A 21,227-nucleotide genomic window follows, 5' to 3' on the forward strand; every position below is an offset into this window, starting at 1 on the left:
TTTCTAAAAAGAAATGGACAACGTAGCCAACAAAACAGTCCCGACACCTCTCGATGCCGGGACTGCTGTGCGCTTCTTGCCGTAGATTTCAGCCAGTGATTGAACTCAGGTGTGCTGAAATCTAAACCCTTCGTGATTCTCTCCCCGCTGCCCGCCGTCGATTTCGCAGGCCACGGATCACAAACCCGTGGGGTCGAGATCGTCGGGATTCACCATAAAAGCAAAAGCCCCGACACCTTTCGCTGCCGGGGCCGGGTCTTCGCTATTGATCCTGGTTCTTTTGTAGGGACGTTCAATTGAACGTCCCTACGGAAGCCGTATTACTTCAACAACATTAACCCCGCCTGAAAGCGGCGGGATTGAAGCGTTATCATAGCCTTTACTTAAGGAGCATCAACTTCTTCAAATCCGATTTCTGTCCGGATTGCAGTCGGTAAAAGTACACGCCGCTGGCAAGTCCGGTGGCGTTGAAGCGGACGAGGTTGAACTGTCCCGCCTCGGCAATGCCGTCGAAGAGTGTCGCCACCTTTTGTCCGATGGAGTTGTACACATCCAGCGTGGCGCGGCCCGTTACTTCAACCGTGAACTTGATTTCCGTCGAGGGGTTGAAGGGGTTCGGGTAGTTCTGCGACAGCGCAAATACCTTCGGCGCAACTTCGGGCACGCTGGTCGGCATATCGACCAAAATCGGCTCGGTGTAATGCTGTGTGCCGTCCAAGTCGACCTGCTTCAGGCGGTACTGCGTTGCCGAGGTAATGCCCGTGATATCCGTGTACGTATAGTCGCGCGGCTCGTTGGTGGTGCCGTGGCCGGGTACGAAGCTGCCCGGAATCTCCGTCCATTCAGTAGCTCCCATATTGCGGCGCTGGACATAGAAGCCGTAATTATTCACCTCGCTGATCGTTCTCCAATCCAGCCGGACATTGTTGCCTGCCACCACCGCCCCCGTGAATGAGGCAAGCTGGACGGGGAGGGCTTGGAGGCCATTACCGATTGCGAATTTGGTCCCCCAATTTGCAACATGACCACCGACTGCCCTGTTAGAAGTCCCCCCAAATGGGCCATAATTCTCCCAACTTGTTGTTCCAGGACGCAGTCTGAACACGGCAACGTCAAGGCCGGGAATATTATTGGGGTTTTCGTTGCCAATCCCATCTATGAATGCCAGATAAAGAGAATCAGCAAACAAGTTGCTCGGGGCATCAATGAAGTAGTACCTTTTAATTGCTGCTGACTGGTTTGCAATCGGCTCCGGAAACACTCCAGGAAATGAGGTCATAGTTATTTGCTTCCCAGTTTGTGAGCCATTAAGAAGCAAGTATGTATGGAAGTTCGTAAACCTGTATATACCTGCAATGCTGGCAGTCCGCTGAATCGTTCCGCTAATACTGCCGCTAGTAATGGAAACAGCTCCGGGGGCCGTATTCGTGACGACAATCTTGTGCGCGCCGGTGGTCACAACGCCGTTCGTTAGAGTGAGAATGTTTGAGACGGTTTCGTCAGTCAAGAGTGTCACGCCTGCGGCATTGTTGATTTCGAGATCGTAGAAGGTAGAGCCGCTCATGGTTTGGGGTGACGTACCGTTGAGGATGAACTTGCTTGTTCCCGGGTTGAAGATTCCCGCCGGATTTTTTATCCAGTTTCCCTTTAGCTGGAATGTTGATCCATCTCCAGCAACAAAGGCCCCGCCAGCGTCAATGCTGAGATTTCCGTTGATTATATAGGTTGAAAGATCGGGGAATGTTGTTCCTGAGGGATTCCGAAACGTAAGGTGATTCATTGTCAAGGGTAAGCCAGGTCCAGGAACTTGAGAGGCATCGCCGGTGAAGATGTAGTTTGCGGTCGAAGGATATGTTCGCGAGCCCGTAACTCGAACGTTGGAGGCCGTACCCGAGATAGCGATGCCCGAGGGATGACCGATACCGAGCGTAGATCCTGCGGTAAGAGTAAATGTGCCGTTGCTTCCAATGCCGAAGTCGCTGTTTCCCATCATGAGAGAGGCACCGCCATTGACAGTGAAGTTTATTGTATTAGCGAACGTGCCACCGCCCGTGAATACTTGTGGTGTACTACCGTTGAAAATGACCGCACCACTGGCTGATCCTGTTTCGGTGAACGCGCCGCCCGTAAAGGAGAAATTGCCTGCTACGTTCATCGTGCCGATATGAGACCCGGTTCCGCTGCTCGACATGTTAAACGTTGCACCGGCGGAGAGCGAGAAGCCACCGCCAATATTCAAAGTTGACGCACCGTTACTTGTCATCAAGTATGTGCCAGCGGTTGAGAGAGTGAAGTTTCCGCCAATCGTGACAGTAGACGTTCCGAGTGCATTTCCTCGTTGGTTGAACGTGCCACCAGTCTTTGAGAAGTCCCCTGAGACGCTCATTACCGCACTTCCGCTATTATTTGACTTGAGGGTGAAGGTTCCCCCGCTCATCGCAAAGTTTCCACCAACAATGAGCTCAGCAGGCCCCGGGTCATTCACTCCAATAAAGGTTCCGCCACTGAGAGTGAAGTTGCCAACTACATCGAGGGTACCACTACCGTCATTATCTACAAGGATAAAAGTACCACCGGTTTGAATGTAGTTGCCACCCACGGTGAGGGTTCGCTCTGTTGAAGTATTGGCAAGACGAAGTTCCTGTCCGCCCGTATTGCTAACAGTAAAATTACCGGCAATACCACCGATCGAGCCTTCGAGATTGAGGTTGTTTGATTGACTTGCACAATTCCACGTGAAGTTGCCAAACGTCTGCCCCAAGCCTGAAGGGAACCCGCCAGTAGCTCCTGTGATAATACAGGTAGAGTTTGCATCCCACGCTGCAGTCGGAATTCCTTCCCCAGCGACGTTGTGAATGTATGTGCCTCCGTCATTGAAAACGATTGTGCCGTTGTTGGTGATACCGGAGGTATTGGATGTGCTATTGGTTTGGAGTGTACCGAACACTGATAGGTCGGTGCCAGTGCCGTCATTTATGGTGAGAGTATTTCCGTTATTGATGGTTACCTGCCCGCCAGATTCAATCACTACTTGGTCAACTGTTACCGACGATGTTACTGTAACAGTATGCGGGCTGCGGATTGTGATGCCCGCATTGTTGGCGTTTGTCGGTGTGCTGGCGGCAGCGCCCCACGTAGAACCGTTGTTGGTTGAAACTTGCCATGTGCCCGTGGAACTCCAGTTGCCGTTGGCGTTGCTCCGATATAGAGTCTGTGCGAACGCGCTCGTCCCAGCAACCAGCAGGCACATTGCTATCGCGAGAAAGCCGAATATGTGTTTCATTGTAACCCCCGTGTTTATGTTGAAAAGAAATCCGTGTCGTTGGAACTGTGTGTGTATCTACCTCCGTCGGGAAGTCAGGTTATGGTTGTCATTGTCGTCCCCTCCCGCGAGTGTGTGTCGTATCTGCCTGTGAAACGTGCTGTGTGCTGTAGATCAACCTGATAGCCATATTTCTGCCAAAATATACGATAAGCAGCGTAAAGTTGTATATGCGTTGGCGCACCAATCGAAAAAACATACGCCGAAAGCCGTATCCGCTGAAAAGTTGCGAACCAGCCGCTTTTAAGAACTCAGAATGTCTGTTCGGGGGAAGAAACGTTGAGCGTTGTAACTTTGTCGTGAAGAGTAGTCGGGGGACTTCGGGATTGGTTGTGTACTCGCACAATATAATCGGTTATGACCGGGCGTTGTGATATGTGCGTCACAAGTTTCGGTATCGTGCAGAAGATTTTTGTGGGGGCGGCACGCCGTGTGTGTGGACATAGGGGGATGACAAAGAAAACCACCAAGACACGAAGGCGCGAAGTGCGCTACTCAGATGTCGCCCGAAGTTACTGTAAGAAGCAATTTTTTGTGTAGAGTTGTTTGTAGGGACGTTCAATTGAACGTCCCTACGGAAGCCGTATTACTTCAACAACATCAGTCCCGACAAACCGCCAAAAAGATCAGCGGTCAGGAAGAGGGGGCACGGCGGGCAGGCCGACTCGGCATTGTGCGGAACAGGAGTCCCGTGCTACAACGCTGGGCCGTAGCGCGAGTCTCCCCGCCACAAGATAAAGCACGGCGGGCAGGCTGACTCGCTCAATGGCGGGACGGAGTCCCGCGCTACAATACTGAGCCGTAGCGCGAGTCTTCCCGCAATAAGATAAAGCATGGCGGGCAGGCCGCCGTCGATTTCACAGGCCACTGATCACAAATCCGTGGCGTCGAAATCGTCGGCTGTGTGCGAAGGGGAATCAATCGAAGGGGTTAAGTTTCGGTGAAAGCTTGTTCAACCCCGCACCGAAACTTATGGTCCGTGCGGTGGGGTGTGCTAAATCTGCGTGATCACACCCCGTCCGACTGCGCAAAAACTGCTTCGTCGGACACCCCTCTCTCTCACCCACTTGCCCGCGCACAGAGGGGAATATGGTCAAGCGCAGAAACAACATCACTGATCCACACACTCCCCTCTGTGGGCTGGGTTGCGTGCTGGGGAGAGGGGAGACGGAGGGGTGTGTTAAGTCCTCGCAAACAAAACAGCCCCGACACCTCTCGATGCCGGGACTGCTGTGCGCTTCTTAGATGTAGCCTGGGGGTTACTGTAAGAAGCAATTTCTGTATGTCATTCCCTCGAAAAGAAAACCACGAAGACGCGAAGTATTGTCAGAGTTTCTCGCTCCCGACTCCCCCTCTCCTCGCAGGAGAGGGGGTTGGGGGTGAGGTTACTTCAACAACATCAACCCCGCCTGAAAGCGGCGGGATTGAAGCGTTATCATAGCCTTTACTTGAGGAGCATCAACTTCTTCAAATCCGATTTCTGACCGGATACTAACCGGTAAAAGTACACGCCGCTGGCCATGCCGGAGGCGTTGAACTGAATCCTGTTATACTGTCCCGCTTCCGCGATGCCGTCGAACAGCGTGGCTACCTTCTGGCCCAATGCGTTGTACACGTCAAGCGTTGCGCGGCCCGTTATTTCAACTGTGAACATGATTTCCGTGCTCGGGTTGAACGGGTTCGGGTAGTTCTGCGACAGCGCAAACACCATCGGCGCTGTTTCGGGTACGCTCGTCGGCGAGTCAACCAAAATCGGCTCGGTGTAATGCTGCGTGCCGTCGAGATCAACTTGCTTCAGGCGGTACTGCGTTGCCGTGGTAATGCCCGTGATATCCGTGTACGTGTAGTTGCGCGGCTCGTTGGTGGTGCCGTGGCCGGGCACGAAGCTGCCCGGAATCTCCGCCCATTCAGTAGCTCCCATATTGCGGCGCTGGACGTAGAACCCGTAGTTATTCACTTCGCTGAACGTCCTCCAATCCAGCCGGACGTTGTTGTTGTTCACAACTGCGCCGGTGAATGAAGCGAGTTGGACGGGGAGGGCTTGAAGGACGTCGCCCATAGCGAACTTCGTGGAGAATATGCCTGCAAAGTGCTGAAACACCTCATTGAGATCTCCATTTCCGCCAAGTTTCTCCCAACTGGTAGTTCCGGGTCGGTGACGGAAAAAGCCGAGTTGCAGCAATCCGATTCCATTCTCATTCTCAGTGGCGCTATCATACGCAAGATGAAGTTCGGCAGCTGTAAACGGGGAAGGCACAATCATCTCATAATATCGTCTGATTGCCGCCGCCTGATTGGCGATGGGCGTAGGCCACTGAAATGGGTGCGACGTGATGGTTACATTCTGGGCATTCTGCGTACCGTCGAGCACCATGTACGTGTAGAAGTCCGTGAACCTGTATGTCCCAGCCGAGGCAGGCAGAGTTCGCTGGATTGTACCGTTAATACTTCCGCTTGTGATTTCTACGGCTTCCGAAGATGAATTCGTCACGATGACTCGGTTCGATCCCGTTGTGAGCACGCCGTTCGTTAAGGTCAGAATGTTGGACACAGTCTCGTTGGTCAGAAGTTCAACGCCGGCTGCATTGTTGATTTCGAGATCGTAGAAGGTGGAGCCGCTCATAGTCTGTGGTGTTGTACCGTTGAGGAGGAATTTGCCGGTACCGGGGTTGAAAATACCGGCAGGATCTTTCGTCCAGTTTCCTTTCAGGTGGAATGTTGAGCCGTTTCCTGCAACAAATGCTCCGCCCGCGTCAATAGTAAGATTGCCGTTGACGATGTAAGTGGCAAGGTCAGGAAAAGTTGTCCCCGACGGATTGCGGAACGTAAGGTTGTTCATTGTCAGCGGTAACCCCGGCCCGGGTACTTGAGAAGCGTCGCCGGTGTAGATGTAGTTTGCGGTTGAAGAGTACGATCGTAAGCCCGTAACGCGAATGTTGGAGGCAGTACCCGAGATGGCAATTCCTGAGGGGTGACCAATGCCAAGCGTACCACCCCCGGACAGCGTGAAGGTACCGTCACTGCCAAGACCAAAATCGCTTTCACCAAGCATCAGCGTAGCTCCACTATTGACCGTGAAATTGACGGTATTGGCAAAGCGTGTGCCTGTTGATGTATAGTTGGTCATGCCGGTGAAATTGACCGAGCCCGAGCCCGAACTTGTTTCCGTGAATGTTGAAGTGTCCGTCAGAGAAAAATTTCCGGCAAGATTCAACACGCCCACTGCCCCTGCTCCGGAGATGTTGTACGTTCCGCCGCTGATTGAAAAATTGCCTCCCATTGTGACGACAGAAGTTCCTGTTGAGATTGATCGCTGGATGAATATCCCGCCGGTTTGTGTATAGTTGCCGTCGAGGCTGAGCAGTGCTGAACTGTTGTCGCTGTCCTCGGTTTTCATATCAAATGTACCGTCGCTTATCGTCAAATCTCCGAGAACGAAGAGGGTTCCATCTCCGATGTCGTCCACGATCTTAAAGGTGCCGCCGCTCATCGAGAAGTTTCCGCCGATCTCAAGGGTTGCCGAGCCTTCGTCATCGACGATGGAGAACGTTCCTCCCGTAATAATGAAATTGCCGGGTACATACAACGTCTGGTCAGAGCCCGTGTTGGAGATACGCAACTCGTTGCCGCCTGTACTGGCAACAGTGAAGTTGCCCTGAATCCCTCCCAAGTTCGACTCAAAACTTACACTGTTCGTCTGGCCTGTGCAATTCCAGATGAAATTGCCGAATGTTTGTCCAAGGCCGCCGGGCGACGTTGAATCGACTCCTGTTATAGCGCAGGTTGAGTTTGCGTCCCACGTTGCAGCGGGAATTGCTTCGGCGTCCACATTGTGAACATAGGTCCCGCCGTCGTTGAAGACGATCGTGCCGTTGTTCGTGATCCCTGAAGTATTGGACGTGCTGTTCGTCTGGAGAGTTCCGGAAACGGACAGATCCGTGCCGCTGCCGTCGTGTATCGTGAGGGTGCTTCCATCAGTAATTGTTACCTGTGCACCGGCCTCGATCACAACTTGGTCAACGGTAACGGACGACGTTACACTAACGTTGTGCGGGGTGCGGACGGTGATTCCGTCATTGTTGGCGTCCGTTGGCGTGCTTGATGCTGCCGTCCAATCCGTTCCGTTGTTTGTTGAGACCTGCCATGTGCCGGTGGAATTCCAATCCCCGGTAGCATTGCTGCGGTACAATGTTTGTGCAAAAGAAGGTACTCCCGCGAGTGCCAGGCACATCGCGATAGCGGCAGAGACGAAGAAGTGTTTCATCATAACCCCCGTTTGTTTTTTGCAAAAAGTGATCACAAGAAATTGTCTTGCCGAGCGGCATTGCATACACATCCCTCAGGAGTGTGCTCAACAATTGTCATTTGTCATCCCCCCACTGATCCGGGATCGCCTTTTGTGCGGGTGTATCTGTTTCGGGATGTTCTGCCTTGATTATGACAGATCAACCTTACGGATGAGATTCAAACAAAATATACGTTCAACAGCCGAGACTTCCACGCGTGCCAGCGCGTCGATTTCAAAATCGTACGCGGTAAGCTCGATCCGTGGAAAAATTGCGAACCAACTACTTTTCGGTCTCAAACTGCAAAAGCGGGTGAAAATCGCCGGTGGATAGTGACTTTTGTCGTGAATGTTCTTCTTTCAATTACCCGAGTCTCATCTGATCCGCCTTCGGCCCGCTTTGGCACCGGTATCCCGCCACACCGCCACAAAGATCGGCGGTCAGGAAAAATGGCGGGTTACCTTGCAGTCTGCATTCAAAGAACTTACTTCAACAACATTAACCCCGCCTGAAAGCGGCGGGATTGAAGCGTTATCATAGCCTTTACTTAAGGAGCATCAACTTCTTCAAATCCGATTTCTGTCCGGATACCAACCGGTAAAAATACACGCCGCTGGCGAGGCCGGTTGCGTTGAAACGTACCGTGTTGAACTCTCCGGCTTCGGCAACGCCATCGAACAGCGTGGCAACTTTCTGTCCTAACGAGTTGTACACGTCAAGCATAGCGCGGCCCGTTACTTCGACCGAGAATTTTATTTCGGTTGAGGGGTTGAACGGATTGGGATAGTTTTGGGAGAGCATGAACTGCTTCGGTGCCGTTTCCGAAACACTTGTCGGCACATCAACCAAAATCGGCTCGGTGAAATGCTGCGTGCCGTCCAAGTCAACTTGCTTCAGGCGGTACTGCGTTGCCGTGGTAATGCCCGTGATATCCGTGTACGCATAGCTGCGCGGCTCGTTGGTGGTGCCGTGGCCGGGCACGAAGCTGCCCGGAATCTCCGTCCATTCAGTAGCTCCCATAGTGCGGCGCTGGACGTAGAAGCCGTAGTTATTCACTTCGCTGATCGTCCTCCAATCCAACCGGACGTTGTTGTTGTTCACAACCGCGCCGGTGAATGAAGCGAGTTGGACGGGGAGGGCGCCGAATCCGTTGCCGAGCGAGAACTTCGTCGACCAATCGGACACGCTGAATGCCGAGGCACTGACGTTCGTGCCTGCAAAAGGTCCGTAGTTCTCCCAGCTTGTTGTGCCCGGACGGAGGCGGAATACCGCGATATCCATCGTGTCGATATTGTTGGGATTCTCGTTTGCGACGCCATTGATGAAGGCAAGTGAGAGCGTGTTTGCCATGAGGCTGGTGGCGGTGATTTCATAATACCGCTTGATCGCCGCGCCCGGGTTTCCGATGGGCGAGGGGAATTCACCCGGATACGATGTTACCGTCACATCCTGTGCTGACTGCGAGTTATTCAGAATCATGAACGTGTAGTAGTCCGTGAAGCGGTACGTGCCGGGAATGCCGTTTCCGATTGCCCTGCGGATTGTGCCGTTGATGCTTCCGGCTCCAATAACAACTGCGCCGGGGTTCGTGTTCGTAACGATGAGTTGATGATCTTCGCCCGTCGTCACGACGCCTTCCGTAAGCGTGAGTGTGTTGGCGATGGTTTCGTCCGAAAGAAGCGTGACGCCGCCTGCATTGTCAATTTCAAGATTGTAGAATGTCGAGCCTTTCATGGTTTGAGCAGAACTGCCGCCCATGACGAACGTGCTGGTTTGTGCGTTGAACGTGCCGTTGTTTTCCCAGTTGCCCATCATCGTGACGGTGGCAGAACCTGCGTTGAGTGTTGCGCCTGCATCAATCGTGATGTCATCAATAACAATATCTGCCGTGAGTGACACGCTGTGACCGTTGCGGATAACAACGTTGCAAACGCCTTGCGGAACTTCATCGACGATTTCAGACCCTTGAATGGCAACTGTGTTTGCTGCCCAATGCCGGTCACCGCTCATGGAAAACGAGCCGGGGTTTTCCGCTGCCGCTTCATAAAACCGTGTTCCAGTGACCATCGTGGCGTGGCTTGAACCTGTGCTACCGGTGTTTGATTGAATGCGATCGGAATAGTTGGAAGGTAATCCGACAGTTGACGTGTATCCTTCAGAATGTGATGCGGCAATCCACATCGTTTTGAACAATCCCCACGACGGGGAGAGATTCGGCGGATTCGGGCCGTCCTCGTTATCCGATTGTACACTGCCCGCCTGAGGTACACCCTGATACGATCCTGCTGCGATGCGGTAGGCAACGTGAGCGCTGCGTTCTGCACCTCCGGTTACGTCGATGAATGCCCCTTCGCTGCCGGTTGCAATCTTGTACCATGCTCTTCGAACACGGCTCGAGCTTGTGTTTGTATAGAGTTGCGTGAACCCTGCCGGAGTTGCGGGAGCTGTTCCGCTTGAGTTTTCATCAACCCAAAACACAAGCAACAGGTCGCCCGCCTGAATATTGATCGGCAAAGCAATCGAATGAACTGTACCTGTTTGACTGGTTTTTGCGCTGTTTGCAGTTCCGGCGATAACAGGGAAAAATGTCTCATGAACAGCCATCGTCGGAGTGTTGGGAAGATTTGCCGTGTTCGTCCATGTTCCGTCGGCGAACTCCTCCCACGTATTGCTGTTATTCCATGCGCCTGCAGCCCTTGTGCGGAAGAGCCCCGATGGTCCTTGAATTGCGACTGTGTTCGCCGCCCAGTTGCGGTTGTTGCCGAGCGAGAAGGAGCCGGGATTTTCGGAAGCCGATTCGGAGAAGAACCGTGCAGTCATCGTGCGTGCGTGGCTGCTGCCCGTGCTGCCGGTGTATCCCGTGATCAGCTCCGAGTACCCTGAGGGTGCCGAACCGGAGGAGTTCCCTTCGGAATGAGATGCCGCAAGCCAGAGAGTCTTGTATGAACCCCACGAAGGGCTAAGGCCCGGAGGGTTCGGAGAACTGTTGGTTCCCGTTTCCTCTGACGCAGCAACAGGAACTCCCTGAAACGATCCCGCAGCAATACGATAGGAATTATGCGCGCTCAACAGGCTTGAACCGGAAAGTGAGAGCGAAAGCGACGGGCCTTCGGATCCCGATGCAATCTTGTACCACGCAGCCCGGGTTCTTCCGCCCGAGACGTCGCTGTAGAGTGATATCCAACCGGAGGGTGTTCCGACCGTTGTGCTTGTTGTGTTATCCGTCCAGAATACGAGCAGAAGGTCGCCGGCCTGAATACCTGACGGCAAGGAAACATTATGCGTTGTGGAGCTTGTGCTGGTTTTGGCACTGGTGGTTGTTCCCGCGACAACGGGATACATTTGCGCTTGCAGATCTGAACGCAGTACAAGCATGCAGAGCGCTACGGTGATGATGCCGAGAAATTGTTTCATTGAACCCCCCAGGTCTTTGAAATGTGATGTTAGATTTGTTATGTCGTTCTGTGCGGGAAGTGAATCGGTTGATTCGCTTCCGTTTGAAATGCCGCGTTTGTCAGATTGGGGGACAGGAAAAACTGTGTAGTTTGAACTCTTTGCAGAAGAGTTGGTCGGGGGACTTCGAATAGCTTGTGTTGACTGCTACCAATATAACATGTTTGGCAGCCGGTTTGTGATACATGCGTCACACCATTCGAATGTCCGAATGAAAAAAATGCGACACGGGCAAGAATGATGAAGAGACATAGAGCTACTGTGACGACATTGTAGATGTTCTTCACGTCAGAAAAACAAAACCCCGGCAACATTCGTCATCGGGGCAATGTTTTGCGGGCAGGATCAACAGGATTTTCAGGATACCGCTGGAATATCTTCCAAAGAAACCCGGTATCTTTTCCATCCTGTCAAAAGTACCACGTCGTCACGCCATCCCTATTTCAGCAGCAACATCTTCTTCAAGTCGGTACGTGAGCCGCTTTGCAATTTGTAGAGATACATACCGCTCGCCAAACCGGAGGCATCGACACGGATTGTGTGATACTGTCCCGCCTCCGCGATTCCGTCGAACAGTGTAGCCACCTTCTGGCCTAACATGGTGTACACATCCAGCGTTGCGCGGCCGGATGTTTCAACCGAGAACTTGATATCCGTGGATGGGTTGAAGGGATTCGGATAATTTTGATGGAGCGCAAACCCTTCCGGCTTGCTGCCCATACCGGTCACCGAGGTGACACCGGCGTTCCCGACGATGAATGTGTCGAACTGCGTCAAGCCGTTGACAGTGGCCGTGTACGGATCGGCGCCGGTAACGGCTGCGAGGGTACTTGCCCACTGCGACCCGTTGTAATTGAATGTGTACGCCGGTTCCGCCGGATTGAAGGTTGCTCCGTGATCGGCACCGTTCCACTGAAAACTCACAGTAGCATTGCTTCCGCCCAAGATAGCTTCGCTGATGTGCCATTCGCGGTTGACGACGCGCTGCGGGTTCGATACGGGTACGCTCAGTGCCGGTTTCACGCCGACTCTGAAAATATCCGGCGTTCCTGTATTCGCTATAGTGACAGGGTTGAAAGATGATTCCGTGCCGACGGGGAAATATGCCGCATTATTCCCGACTGCTTCCCGTGCCAAGCGTCCATTCCCCGCCGTAATCACGTACGAGTAATCCGCTCCGCCGGTAATATCTCCTCCATCTCCCACAATCAGATTGGCGTCACCGTTCAACCGGATATTTCCTGAAATCAACGCAAGTGTACCGTTGACACGACAATCGTTAGTCATGCCAACAACAGCTCCGGCAGTTTTCGAAATCGAGAGATTCCGCAGCACAGCGTTGCCGACGAGTGACGAATTGCCGGTCCCGCTGAATGTTACCATTCTGGCGTCCGGGTTGAACGCGCCATTCAGAATAAGGTCACCCTCCACATACAAATCACCGCTTGCATTTGAGGAGAGAACAAGTGATCCGGCCTGCCCGATCACCGCGTCGCCGCGCACAGTAGCGCTGCCGTACGAGCCCCCGAACGAGATTGTTCCCGCGTCAACGCGCAGGTTCCCTGATGTGATCCAGGTGTTGGTGTTCGTTGCGCGGGTAAGTGTCCGCCCGGGCGAATTCATCGTCAGGTCGTGGACGTGCAGGTTGGTGGTCAATGTTGCGTCGGTTGTGCGGTTGAAGACAAAGCTGTTCTGCGAAAAGGGCCAAGTGGAGTTGTTAGCTGCGGTCGAACTGACCTTGTAGTATCGCTCGAACCGCGCTGCCTGCCCGATCGTGCCGGTGGGATTTTCCATCGGCACACCGGCGTACACTACTCCCGTGCTTCCGGCGATGTAGCCGAACCAGGCAAACGTCGAGGGCAAACCGCCGAGAGCAGTCCAGGGAATGGAAAACTCACGGGTTGTGCCGGACCAGGCGTAACTGCCGGCAGAAGAGACGGCGGAATTCCATCCCCCTTGACCGTTGGCGCTGTTCATTGTGCGTTGCAGAGATGTACAGAACACGACACGGTCTGCACGAAACGGAAGTGCGTCGAAGTTGGTGTTGTTCAACATTGTGCCGTTCATCAGACCATCGGCGTTCGTGCCGCCGTTAATAGGCGCGAGCGGATTGACATCAAGGTATATGATTGATGCGTCATCGGCACTTACGCCGGTGATGCCGACGTACAGCGAGTCAGCCGACCATGCCATGTACCACACCGCGGTGCCGCTGGCTTGTGCGTGTGCACCGTTGATATGAAGGCCGTATTCATTGGGAGTGATGATGCCGTTGACTGCGGGAGGTATCGCTTGTCCGAATGCACCAACGGAGATTGATGTAATCATAAACCCAACGAACAGAAAACGCAAAAACATGGGTATTCCCTTTCTTACTGGAACAAGAGTGATGATGGTAGTTGTGACTTTGAATGGAATTGATCGAATATACTACGCGATATCACTTACCGCAAGTTATCCGGTACGATTTTCACCCATCCACCTGCATCGGACGTGACGTGCCCGACACGAAACACAATCTACCTACGAAGTCGCAACAATGATGATGACGGGAGTTGAGAAACTGTTTGCCTTTGCAAGTATCAAGACGAATGTAAGGTTCTTTCTGCGGCAATGTCGAAGGGCGAAAACAGTACACCCCGCTTCAACTGAAACGGGGTGTCGCGGGGTTGTAGTACGTGTTTTGCGGAGAGGTTTCCTTATTTCAAGAGCAACATTTTCTTCAGGTCATTCCTCGTGCCGCTCTGCAAACGGTAGAGGTACATACCGCTCGCAAGGTTGTCGGCGTTCATCCGGATTCGATAGTACTGTCCCGCTTCCGCAATACCGTCGAACAGTGTTGCCACCTTTTGTCCCAACAGGTTGTACAGTTCAAGCGTTGCCCGGTCTGTATTCTCAACCGAGAACTTTATTTCCGTCGAGGGATTGAAGGGGTTCGGGTAATTCTGGAACAGGGCGAACACCTTCGGAGCAACTTCAGGTACCGAGGTGAGTATGTAGTTCACGCTGATCGGTTCGGTACGATGAATTGCGCCGCCGAGATCATGCTGGCGAAGCCGGTAGAAGTACATGCCGCCGGCAGCCAGCGTGTTATCCGTGAAGCTGTAGTACTGCGGCTCGTTGGTGGTACCGTGGCCGGGTACGAAGCTATTGAGCACTTCTGTGAACTCCTGCTCGTTCTCGTGCCGGCGTTCGACGTAGAAGCCATAGTTGTTGATTTCGGAGATGGTTCTCCACTCCAACAGAATACCGCTGCCCGTCGGGCTGATGCGTCCGGTGAATGAGGCGAGTTGGACGGGGAGGGGGATAGCCAGTTCATCCGCGCCGATGTAGGGTGCCTGCGTTTCGCGTGTTTGGTTGTCGAAATCAACAGTGATGCCGCCTGCCGGAATGCCCTTCAGGTTCATATCGCCATTGTGGACGGAGTTGAGGTGAAGGTCACTTGTGCTGTTCACAAACGTCACGGCGTATGTGGACGAGTTGGCATCTCCCGAAGAGTTTGTCTGCCACGAGGCAAAATCGGTGGGAACTCCGCCGGCAAGCCACACGGCGATTGATAGAGGATCACCGTTGAAGATGTTGTAATTCGACGCGCCGGGATCCCAACCGGTGGCTGCCGCGTTGAGGTTGGAGATGACAATATGAGCACCGGTACCTCCGGTTCGCGTATTCACAAAAATGTTGTCCTTGATGTTGACCGTTGCAGTACCGTCGCGGAAGAAGGCAAGCGTGCTGACGGCGCCCGAGCCGTGCGCGCCGCTGAGCGAAACAGAGTTGAAGAACCAGTTGTTTGCCCCAGCTCCTGCATCGCGAATTCCTCCGATAAAATGATCAACGGCCGAAGGATTCAGTGCAATCATGTTGTTCGAGTAGGTAACACTGCCGGTTGCAGAGTAGATGCCATACAGATTGTTCGCAGCTTCGCCATCAATGCCGTATACAAGATTTCTTCTGATGTCCGTGGAAGTCACTGCGCCGGCGACGAATATCCCTATGTTGAAACAACCGCCAGTTGCATTGAACTGGGAGAGATTGTAGATGCTGTTCCCCTCAACGAGGTTGCCGGATGTTGCAGTGCCGATATGGAGACCGGTAAGGAAGAAGCTCGTACTGGAGCTGGCATTCGACTTCAGGTCACGGATGATGTTGTTCCGAATAGTGGTTGTACCTGCATTCACCCTGATGCCCTTCAATTCATCGCCGGCGTTGCGGTAGTACGCTACATTTCCGATGATATTATTTTCAATGTTAACGATGCCGGCGCCTGTGTTGTAGATACAGCGGGCATCATAACTGACCCTGATTGTATCCCAAGCAGATCCCCCGCCACCGATGATGTTGCCCGTGACAGTTCCGATGTTCACGTTTCCGGCGGTGACGCTTATGCCCGCCCACGTCTGTGTTGATCCTCCACTGATATTCAGGTTGGAAATCGTGTTGCCTTGAACGCTTGTCGGTGTCGTCGTTCCGACGGTAAGGAGAATAGCGCTAAACGTGGTTGTTGTGGTCATAGGGTCGCCGCTGCGATTCGGTGCCGAACCGCCGATGCTGTTACCGCTGATCGTGTGTCCGTTCCCGCCCAATATACGGATAGGGATAAGCGCTGTCGTGCGCGCGGCTGTTTGATAGAAACTGCTCGGATTGACAACCCAACCGTCGCCGACACCGGTTGATGAAACATGAACACCCCCCACGGTCCAGTTGAAGATCTCGCACCCGGAGATGGTGTTGTTGGCGTTCGGCGCCAAGGCCGTACCGGAAGAATAGACGGCATTGGCAGGTACGCCTGCGGCATCCGAGCGGTCACGGATTTTGCAATTTTCAATTGTATTATTGCTGTTTCCTGCGGTTCCTGTTGATGTGCTGAACAGGATCGTTCCGCTTGTTGAGCTTGTGTTGCCGCTTTCGATCGTCGCGTTCTTGATCGAATTGTTCGTGGCATCATTAATAAACGTAACCGCAGACCCAGTCGCGCTGGCGTTTCTGATGAGCAGCGATTCTCCGATATTCGGCCGCGTGAACGACGTTGGGGCGGCAGCAGGTACAACCTGCAGAATGTCGGTCTCCTCCCCGGTGTTTGTCTGGGGTACGCTCTCCATCACTGCTTTTTCGCCCGACTCCTCAGCCCTGACCATCGGGCCGACCTGAAGTACCCGTGAAGCATCCTGGCTGGCGGGGGTTGTGGAAACCATTGCTGGCGATGGAATCTCATTCCTCATCTGCGCTTTGCCCGTTACAGCGCCGCTGTTGATCGGAGCGTCACCCGGTTCAGCGAGGGTAATGCCGTCAAAGACTACATAGCTTGCCCCATTGAGAGTGAAGATATTGCCGGCACCCGATATAACCACGGCAACTCCTGTTGCAGGCTTGATGGTAAGCGTGTTAACAGCACTGGCGCCGAGAATCGTGCCGATGGTGATTGGGAATGTCTCCGCCGGCGTTGTGTACAAGGCATCAGTGAGTGAAAATGTAACGGGTCCGACCAGCGCCTTGGTAGCGAGATCAGCGAACGCAGCAGTCAGTGTTGTGTATGTGCCACCTGTGCCAATGTCGATGGAACCACTAATGCCTGTGAGAATAATGTACGAACTTGGCGTGGTTGGCGGCGTTGATACTGTAGGCGGGTTGGCTGAGAATCCTGAAGCACCGGTGGCCGGAAAACAGCTGACATTCGGAGTCCCGGCATTATCCTGTGCGCAGATGTAGTAGGAAACGGCATCTCCCGCAACCACTCCTGCACCAAATGTGAATTGATATTGATCGCCACCGAGGGACGTTGCGGTAGCAGGAGTGTAGGCTCCTGCGTTGATTCTCCAGTACAGTACCGGGAGGCCACCTCCTGCTGTCGGAACACCGGACGGGTCGGCAATAGTTGCTGTTATCGTTCGTGCGGCAAGCGAAAGGGTATTGCCAAGAGGTGTGTAGGTTATTACCGGACCTGTAATGTCGAGAGGAGTTCCTGTAAACTCATCCGCGCCGATATCAGGGGTTGTGCCGTTGCGTGCGTTGCCATCAATATCTGTCGTAATGCCTGCGATGGGGGTCGCGCCGGACTCCAGCTGTGTCGCTATTGCCGGATTAATATGGAGATCACTCGATGCAAGAAAATTCGGCATCTCTGAAACGCTGTTCAGATCTTGACTTGTCGCCGTCTTCCAGTCGGCAAGGGTTGCCTGATCAACGGTTGTCAGTCCGACAAATCCGCCCGTTCCATCAGCTCGCAGATTATTGTAGTCGGAAAGAAACGTACCCGTTGCACTGGAACGAGTGATTGCATAATGCTTTCCGGTTCCTGCACCGTTGCTCCGGGCGTTGTAGAAGTTGTTGTTCATCACCGAGTCTATAGGACTCGCTGACCGGAAATAACAAGAGGTGCTTCCGTTGTTGCCGGTCCCCGGCTCACCGCCAATACGAACCGAGTTATAGAAAACACCCACAGTACCTGATCCTTCGACGGAAATTCCGCGTAAACTCCCGGCCGTACCGGTATGCGATGTCACGCCCGTGGTGTCAAGATAGATGAAGTTGTTGTATATCCTCGAGGGTATTGCGGAAGAAAAGGAGAGCAACCTGAACGCCTTCGTGTTCGGGCTTGTCGCTGATGCACTCGGCGCGATACTATGTATCTTATTGTTGAATGCACGAATGCTCATACTTGTACTGTTTGTATATATCCCGTTGAGCGCTGTTGCGGACGTTCCCGGAAACGGAATGGTGAAATACATTTCATTTCCGGAAATCTCCAGGTTGGAATAGCCAGCCTGACCGTTAATTGCCGCACCATTGGTGGAGGTGTTCTGTTGCCAATCACGGATAACATTGTTGATAATCCTGCAGCCGTCGGAGAGTACGGTGGTGGAGCCGTTGAATGTGACACCCCCCATCGGACGCGACGCGACTGTGGCCGGATCGTTTGCTTCCAGGGTGCAGTTTTCGACTGTATTGTTGTTGTTTGCAATATTGATGGTGTTAATCGTGTTGGGAGCACCGAAGAGGACGGCACCGTTGGTTGTCGTTCCAGTTGATCCGGACGCCTTGATCGTCATCATTCTAAACGTCGTGTTTTGTGTTCCGTCCTGAACAATAATCCCGCCGCCGGCGACTGTGCCTGTATACTCGAGCGTCAGGCTCTGACCACTTCCGATACCGTCGATCGTGACATAGCTTGCTCCGCGTACACGGAATACGAAATTGTTGTTTGCAACTCCTGCACGTGTCAAGGTAATAGCTGCGGAAGCTGCGGGCCTGAGGGTCACGGTATTCGTTGAGCTTGTTCCCGGAATATGATCAATGCGGGCAGTATCCGTTGTTGCGAGCGTGAACCCGCTGAGAATACTGACCGTAATTGGTGCAGAGACACCTTTATCCCGAAGATCCGCAAAAGCGGCTTGCAGCGTTGTGTAATCACCGCCTGCACCGACAGTCTTGTTCGTTGAGATGGGGACAGGCGGTGTAAAGGTGTATGTAGTTCCGCTCGGCAAGAAGCCGGAAATCGCGGCATTGTTCACCGAGTTGTTTACGACTAATCGGGATGCAGTAGCCGGCGAGGCGGGTGTCACGCTGATGAAATGGTTCTGGTTGAGATCCGCCGTCGTGCTCGTGGTTAGCATGTCTGCAAGGCCGATGCTGGCCGTGTAGGTTGCGGTGCCGAGCGACATTGTGCCGTACACAAATTCGATGACATTTGTGGTTTCATACAGCTTGATCTGAAAATTCACATCCGGCGTGGTGTTTCCTGAGATTGCCATCCCTTGAAATTCCACCGTGAGAACGCGATTGGGAGCCGAGCCTGTCACAACGTAATGTACTTGCCCTGAGGGTCCCGTTGCAAGATCGTCCCAAAGGCCGCAGACCATGGTGCCGTTTGAGTGCATTGAATTCGTAAAGAGCAATGCAGTTGTGTTGGTGTTGAATGTGATGAATCCATTGGCCGAGCCTCGGAACTCTGTGTATGGTATCCCGTCGTACACAAAGGTGAAACCTATAGTGGCGTTGACGGCGCCATCGTCGCTTGAGGGCGCGACAAGTTGCGTTGAGCCCGTGATCGGAACATACGTACCTGCCGATTCTGTAAAGGCGTACCCTCCCACCCCGGCTACTGCTGCCGCAGAAAAAAATACAGTCAGCAGGAGCAAACCCAGGATGGAAGTAACGAGTCTAATGGTTCCTCCTTTTTCTTTGTATGCGTGGTTCATATTGCTCTCCAAAGTTAAGATGGTTGGTTGGGTTATATCGTTAAGCTGTATTCGAATTCTTCACTGTTCGTGACTGATTTGGGCGATAATCAAGCAGGCAGATTACGCGCAGATACTCCAACACGCATGAGCGTGCTGAAAAATCGTTTCACGTTACATGCGTGAGGCAATTGACGAAGGGTTCAATGTCCCCATACTAATGAGGTATGCTGCGAATAGACTGTGGAGCAACTATCTATTGATCGAAAGGAACAGTTGTGTCACGTGCAAGCAAATAGTACGGAGGCAAGGGGAAGAGATAGGCGAACGCTTCCGCGTGCCTCTGTGCTGTCAACTTAAAATCCGGTTTTGGATAAGATCATTCTGAAGTGGACTTGTGAGTCGCAAACTTCAGCAACCCATGAGAATATAGCCTAAAGAATTCTCAATTGTCAACAGAAAAGCGGCGCCTTTGAAGAAATTATTGAGAGGCGATAAGCTCAGGTTATTACCTAACCAATATCATGCGCCTTGTGATTGAAATAGGGAATGCTCCGGTTGAATTTTTCAACACCAGCCTGTAGAAATAGACACCGCTCGGAAGCGGGATGGCACTCTGTGAAATGGCATTGAAATCAACCGAGTACATTACTCCTCCCTCCGCGGTATCATTGAACAACGAAGAGACCTCACGTCCCAAAACATCGGACAAGACTATTGATGCGTATGTCGTGTTGGGCACGGAAAACTCGATGCGAGTTGTCGGATTGAACGGATTGGGATAGTTTTGCGACAGTGTGTACGATATCGGAGTCGAGGCGGGGATGTGCAGTACAATGTTCAGATGGATCGGTTCGAAAAGGTGTATCGTTCCGTCCAAATCAATCTGCTTCAATCGGTATGAGAGTGAGCCCGGCGGTATGGGAAGGACCTCAGCAAATCGGTAGTACTGGGGGTGCAGTGTTGTGCCTCGACCCGGAATGAAACCATTTGGTACTGTCACAAAACCGGAGTCAGCAATCACCCGCCGCTGAAGTTCAAAGCCGTAGTTGTTTGTTTCGGATACGGTTCGCCACTCCAGTACTACACTGTCGCCTGTGGCGTTGACACTGCCTGTAAACGACGCGAGTTGTACGGGAACAATTGTGCGAGGGAAGGCAAACAATGCTGTGACCGGCAGATGGTCGGATGCGTTATGGAGCGCGTGTGCGATACTGTCGGGAACGGCGGTATTGGGTAGACGATTTATGGAATCGTTGTAATGATTGCCGTCGTTACCGTATGCCGTGTAACTGGACGTGATGATCCGGTCAGCCATCGTGCTTGAGGTCAGGATGATGTCGAACCGATCATCCAATCCGCCTGTGGCCCCTCCGCCAAAAGAGCGGACACGCGGCGATTGTGTATGGTGTTGGGAGAAGGTAATGCTGTTCCACGTTCCCGTCATGTTCAGCGGATCAAAAGCCCTCCCGGTGTTGATTGTTTCATTCCCAATCAACTTCTGCCATGCTGGCTCGGAACTTCTGTAGATATTGTAGTCACCGACGATAACGAATTGCGTTCCGGCCGGCAGTGAATTGAGATGATCACGTAATATCGTTGCCTCGTCGAGGCGTAACTGTTCGTTGGATGAGCCGCTGCTTGCCTTGAGGTGAACGGAATAAATATGCAGCTCATCGGCGGAGTACTTCGGCCTCACCACATATCCTGCAATGTCGCGCAAGGCGGTGGAAATGTAGGAAGCGCGCACAAAATCCCATGTATCCGTCCGATAAAACAAGCCGTTGTCTGAATCAGGACCGTCGTTGAACGGAACGTGCGCAAACGTTGCCGGTGCAACAAGATCAAGCACAGCGGATTGAAATTCCGACATCCCCGCGGCGCTCGTCATCTCCTGCACAACAAGAATATCAGGGGAAAGCCCGTGCATGACTTTGCGGAATTCAGGATTGCGTGTTGCCGATGTTGACCCGGGGTAGTTCAACAGGTTGT

Annotated in this window: 6 protein-coding genes; all 6 read right to left on the bottom strand. The window is 53.0% G+C overall.

What is annotated here, in order from left to right; all coding sequences use genetic code 11:
• Positions 1-379: 379 nt before the first annotated feature.
• The 6 genes from KF749_11285 to KF749_11310 all read right to left on the bottom strand — a co-directional run bounded on the left by KF749_11285 (position 380) and on the right by KF749_11310 (position 21,219).
• A complete protein-coding gene (locus KF749_11285) occupies positions 380-3,283 on the bottom strand; it encodes a T9SS type A sorting domain-containing protein (protein ID MBX2991734.1) in 2,904 nt (967 codons plus the stop codon).
• A 1,483-nt stretch (positions 3,284-4,766) separates the two neighbouring features.
• Positions 4,767-7,589, bottom strand: coding sequence for a T9SS type A sorting domain-containing protein (locus tag KF749_11290; GenBank protein ID MBX2991735.1), 2,823 nt, complete (start codon positions 7,587-7,589; stop codon positions 4,767-4,769).
• 562 nt (positions 7,590-8,151) lie between these two features.
• A complete protein-coding gene (locus tag KF749_11295) occupies positions 8,152-11,022 on the bottom strand; it encodes a T9SS type A sorting domain-containing protein (GenBank protein ID MBX2991736.1) in 2,871 nt (956 codons plus the stop codon).
• A 477-nt stretch (positions 11,023-11,499) separates the two neighbouring features.
• On the bottom strand, positions 11,500-13,389 hold the full coding sequence (locus KF749_11300) for a T9SS type A sorting domain-containing protein (protein ID MBX2991737.1): 1,890 nt from the start codon (positions 13,387-13,389) through the stop codon (positions 11,500-11,502).
• Positions 13,390-13,760: 371 nt separating this feature from the next.
• Positions 13,761-19,256: a T9SS type A sorting domain-containing protein gene (locus tag KF749_11305; GenBank protein ID MBX2991738.1), complete on the bottom strand. Its 5,496-nt coding sequence runs from the start codon at positions 19,254-19,256 to the stop codon at positions 13,761-13,763.
• A gap of 487 nt (positions 19,257-19,743) precedes the next feature.
• Complete coding sequence (locus tag KF749_11310; protein ID MBX2991739.1) at positions 19,744-21,219, bottom strand: T9SS type A sorting domain-containing protein; 1,476 nt, start codon at positions 21,217-21,219, stop codon at positions 19,744-19,746.
• Between the last annotated feature and the right edge of the window lie 8 nt (positions 21,220-21,227).

Source organism: Bacteroidota bacterium (assembly GCA_019637975.1).
Lineage (GTDB): Bacteria > Bacteroidota > Ignavibacteria > UBA10030 > UBA6906 > CAADGV01.

Bases quoted from the DNA above. Each gene is read 5' to 3' on its own strand.
- KF749_11290 (MBX2991735.1), bottom strand. From the start codon at position 7,589: ATGATGAAACACTTCTTCGTCTCTGCCGCTATCGCGATGTGCCTGGCA.
- KF749_11300 (MBX2991737.1), bottom strand. From the start codon at position 13,389: ATGATTACATCAATCTCCGTTGGTGCATTCGGACAAGCGATACCTCCC.
- KF749_11305 (MBX2991738.1), bottom strand. From the start codon at position 19,256: ATGAACCACGCATACAAAGAAAAAGGAGGAACCATTAGACTCGTTACT.
- KF749_11295 (MBX2991736.1), bottom strand. From the start codon at position 11,022: ATGAAACAATTTCTCGGCATCATCACCGTAGCGCTCTGCATGCTTGTA.
- KF749_11285 (MBX2991734.1), bottom strand. From the start codon at position 3,283: ATGAAACACATATTCGGCTTTCTCGCGATAGCAATGTGCCTGCTGGTT.